The organism is Flavobacterium sp. (genome assembly GCF_035456085.1).
In the GTDB taxonomy this organism is placed as follows: domain Bacteria; phylum Bacteroidota; class Bacteroidia; order Flavobacteriales; family Flavobacteriaceae; genus Flavobacterium.
Genome location: NZ_DATIDY010000045.1, coordinates 1 through 4374, shown reverse-complemented (window position 1 = coordinate 4374; position 4374 = coordinate 1). Strand labels below are relative to the sequence as shown.

Annotated in this window: 3 protein-coding genes; all 3 read left to right on the top strand. The window is 33.3% G+C overall.

Translation table 11 applies throughout. The features are described 5' to 3' along the window. The coding region (locus VLC96_RS03750) for a glycoside hydrolase family 3 C-terminal domain-containing protein (RefSeq protein WP_325260714.1) at positions 1-1192 on the top strand (1192 nt) is incomplete at its 5' end. Between the two features lie 7 nt (positions 1193-1199). Next, on the top strand, positions 1200-3131 hold the full coding sequence (locus VLC96_RS03745) for a glycoside hydrolase family 97 protein (protein ID WP_325260713.1): 1932 nt from the start codon (positions 1200-1202) through the stop codon (positions 3129-3131). A 253-nt stretch (positions 3132-3384) separates the two neighbouring features. Then, a partial coding sequence (locus VLC96_RS03740) for a glycoside hydrolase family 97 N-terminal domain-containing protein (protein ID WP_325260712.1) occupies positions 3385-4374 on the top strand: 990 nt, incomplete at its 3' end.

Here is a 4374-nt window from a genome sequence, read left to right as displayed (position 1 = left end):
GAATAACGCAAATAGAGAAGGTAATAGCGTTACATCGGTACAAATTACAAATCCAATAAAAATGACAACTGCTGGTCAGCATGAGTTTGCTTCTGGTGTGAAACTTGAAGGATTTTCGGCAAAATATGAAGCAGAGTTTACTGCCAAAGAAAATGATAATCTTGTTTTTAAAACGGGAGCTACAGGGGCATTTGAATTATTTGTTAACGGAAAATCTATTGCTAAATATACCAATTGGCGAACTCTTCCGAGTAATTTTCCGTTTGCTGTTGAAGCTGGAAAAAAATATAAAATCGAAATTCTGTACGCCCAATCCAACAACTGGCAGGCTAATTTGGAATTTGATTTTGGAAAAGAATTTGATGTCAATTTTACATCATTAATTCAAAAATTAAAAGGCATTGACACAGTAGTTTTCGTAGGAGGACTTTCGACTTTACTTGAAGGTGAAGAAATGCCTGTTTCTTATCCTGGTTTTAAAAACGGAGATAGAACTAATATTGAACTTCCGGCTGTTCAAAGAAAATGTTTAAAGGAACTTAAAGATGCAGGCAAAAAAGTAATTTTTGTGAATTGTTCCGGCTCGGCTATTGCTTTAACGCCAGAAACAATAAGCTGTGATGCTATTTTGCAGGCTTGGTATCCTGGTGAAGCTGGTGGTCAGGCTGTTGCCGATGTACTTTTTGGAGATTACAATCCTGCAGGAAAATTGCCTGTTTCCTTTTATAAAAACTCTGATATACTAGGCGATTTTGAAAATTATTCTATGAAGAACCGCACCTACAGATATACAACTGATGTTTTGTTTCCTTTTGGTTTTGGTTTAAGCTATTCTAAATTTAACATTGGCGAAGGCAAATTGAGTAAGTCAACTATAAATTCAAATGAGAATACGCAATTATATTTTTCCATTCAAAACATTAGCAAACGTGAAGGAACAGAAATTGTTCAGGTTTATGTTAAAAAATTGAATGATACAAACGGTCCGTTAAAAACATTGAAAGGTTTTAAAAGAATCAATTTAAAAGCCGGAGAGAAACAAAATGCAACAATCGATTTACCTGCTTCTTCATTTGAATTTTATGATGCCAAAACAATGACGATGAAAGTAACTCCAGGTGAATATGAAGTTTATTATGGGAACAGCTCAGATGCCAAAGATTTAAAAATGCTTAAAGTGTTAGTAAAATAAAGACTTTATGATAAATTTTTTAAAATATTGTAAATCAAAAAATTACGTTACATTATTATTGTTTGCAACGATGCTGACTTTTGGTCAAAAAGCAACTTTGATATCACCAAATAAAGCAATTAACGCAGTTTTGTATGCAGAGCAAAATAATAATACAGCAAGCTGGTATTTAAAAGTTAATTATAATAAAGGGAAATCTATTGAAATAACACCTAAGATAAACCTGGGAATTTCCAGAAATGATCAGGATTTCTCAACAGAATTAAAACTCATAAAAGTGAGTAAACCGCTATTGATTAATGAAGAATATACAGCACTTCATGGCAAACGTTCAAAATGTACCAACACTGCAAATGAAATTGTTTTATATTTTGAAAATTCATCGAAAGCAAAATTGAACATCATTGTTAGGGCTTATAATGATGGTCTTACTTTTAGATATGAATTTCCTGAAAAAAAAGGTTTGTTTACTATAGAAGACGAACTGACATCTTATTCAATTCCAGACAAAGCAGAACGTTGGTTAGAAAAATTTGATCTTTCCAATGAAGGATTATATAGTGAGATGAACGATGCAAATAATCAGCAGGATTGGTGTTATCCAGCGCTTTTTAAAGCTGATGATACATCCTGGTTTTTAATCCATGAAGCTGATGTCGATAGAAATTATGCGGCTTCAAAACTCAGTAATAAGAACACTAATTCTCAATATAAAGTTACGCTTCCCAGTAAGGATGAAGGAGTAGGAGAAGCTTTGCCTACTATAACACTTCCTTGGAAATCGCCATGGAGAGTTTTAATTATAGGACAACTTTCAGATATTGTCGAATCGACTTTAGTGGATGATGTGTCCAGACCTTCCATTTTAACTAATACAGATTGGATTCAACCCGGAATCGCTTCGTGGAATTATTGGTCGAATAACCACGGGACAAAAGATTTTAAGGTTGTTACTGAATTTGCAGATTTAGCAGCATCAATGAATTGGCCTTATACACTTTTGGATTGGGAATGGGATCAAATGGGGAATGGAGGAAATCTAGAAGATGCTATAAAATATATCCATTCAAAAGGAATCAAACCGTTGATGTGGTATAATTCAAGTAAATTTAAATGGATAACCTCAACCCCTTTGGATCGAATGTCAACACATGAAAATCGTGTTGAAGAATTTACAAAATTGAACAAGCTAGGTGTTTACGGGATAAAAATTGATTTTTTTCTAAGTGAAAAACAAGAAATAATAAACTATTATCTTGATATTCTTGAAGATGCAGCCAAGTACAAAATCATGGTTTATTTTCATGGCTGTTTAGTGCCGCGTGGTTGGCAGAGAACCTATCCACATCTGATGACTTACGAGGCTGTCCGTGGTGCCGAATGGTATAATAATGGACCGGAATTTACAACTACGGCTGCAGAACATAATAATACATTAGCTTTTACCAGAAACGTAGTGGGGTCAATGGATTATACTCCTGTAACTTTTACAAATTCACAGTTTCCACATATTACTTCTTATGGACATGAACTGGCTTTGAGCGTAGTTTTTGAATCAGCAATACAGCATATGGCCGACCGTCCAGAAGGATATTATGAATTACCCGATGCCGCAAAAACATTTTTAAAGAACCTTCCAACTACTTGGGATGACACTAAATTACTAGATGGTTATCCTGGAAAATTCACTGTTATTGCCCGTAAAAAGGGGAATAATTGGTTTGTTGGAGGAATAAATTCAGGGAAAAAAGAAAAAATTCAGCATTTGAAATTTGACTTTTTGCCAGAAGGACAAACTTATAAGTTAATCTTAATTGCTGATGGAGATCATGATAAAGCTTTTTCAACTAAGAGTTTAAGTATAGATAAAACAAGTGCTATAGATGTAAAGATGCTGCGTTTGGGAGGTTTTGTTGCTTCCATATCACCAAACAATTAAATATCGAATTGTTATGATTTTCAGGCCAAAATTTTTTCTTCATATTCTTGTTCGACTTTCTATACCGTTAAATCATTTTACCATTAACTACAAGTTTAAGTGTTTGATTTTATGGTTAATACATCGTGCTTGTTTTAGTTTTATTTTTTTGTGTATATTTAACACTTATAATTAAACCTTTTTATAAAAATCCAGTCTAATTTTGTAATATTGCTATTTACATTAAGATAAAATAATTTAAACCAAAAAAAATATGCCAATTAATCATCAATCTGTAATTAGAAAATTTAGATTCATTTTATTTTTATTTCTGTTCCATTTTTTTGCTTTAAAAGCGCAATCGGTTGCGGAAAGTCCAGACAAGAAGCTAAAAGTATCGGTTGTAGTAGATAACGGTATGCCTAATTATACCATTTCATTTAATGGAAAAGTTTTTTTAGAAAAATCTCCTCTTGGACTAAAAACCAATGTTGCTGACTTTACTTCAGGATTGACATTAGACAATAATGTAAAACAAAATAAAATTGACGAAACGTATGAGTTACCCAATATAAAACAAAGCAAAGTCAATTATATCGCCAACGAAGCTATTTTTTCTTTTACAAAAGACGGAAAACAAGCGATCGATGTGATTTTTAGAATAAGCAATAATAATGTTGCTTTCAAATATAAAGTTTATCCTCAAAAAGAAGATCGATCTTGTTTAATTCAACAGGAAGCTTCAGGTTTTGTATTGCCTCCGGGAACAACCACTTTCTTGTGTCCTCAGAGCAAATCGATGGTAGGTTATGCCAGAACAATGCCAAGTTATGAAACTTCATACACGCTAGATGCTCCAATGGGAAAAAACGGTGGAGGTGATGGTTATACTTTTCCTTGTCTTTTCAAAGTAAATAACAATGGCTGGGTATTAATTTCAGAAACTGGTGTTGATAGTAATTATTGTGGCAGCAGGCTTATTGGCAATAAAAATGGATTATATACAATAGGTTTTCCAATGCCTGGTGAAAATAATGGAAATGGCACAACTGCTCCAGGTATTGCTTTACCAGGCGAAACGCCTTGGAGAACAATTACTGTCGGCGAAACATTAGCACCAATCGTAGAAACTACTATTCCGTTTGATTTAGTTAAACCAAAATACGAAGCTTCTAAAAAATACGAATATACAAAAGGCACATGGAGCTGGATTATGAAAATGGATAACAATACCACTTTTCCAGTGCAAAAACAGTATATCGAT

What these genes read in the sequence shown, in the direction of transcription:
- VLC96_RS03745 (WP_325260713.1), top strand. Translation starts at nt 1,200, where the DNA reads ATGATAAATTTTTTAAAATATTGTAAATCAAAAAATTACGTTACATTA.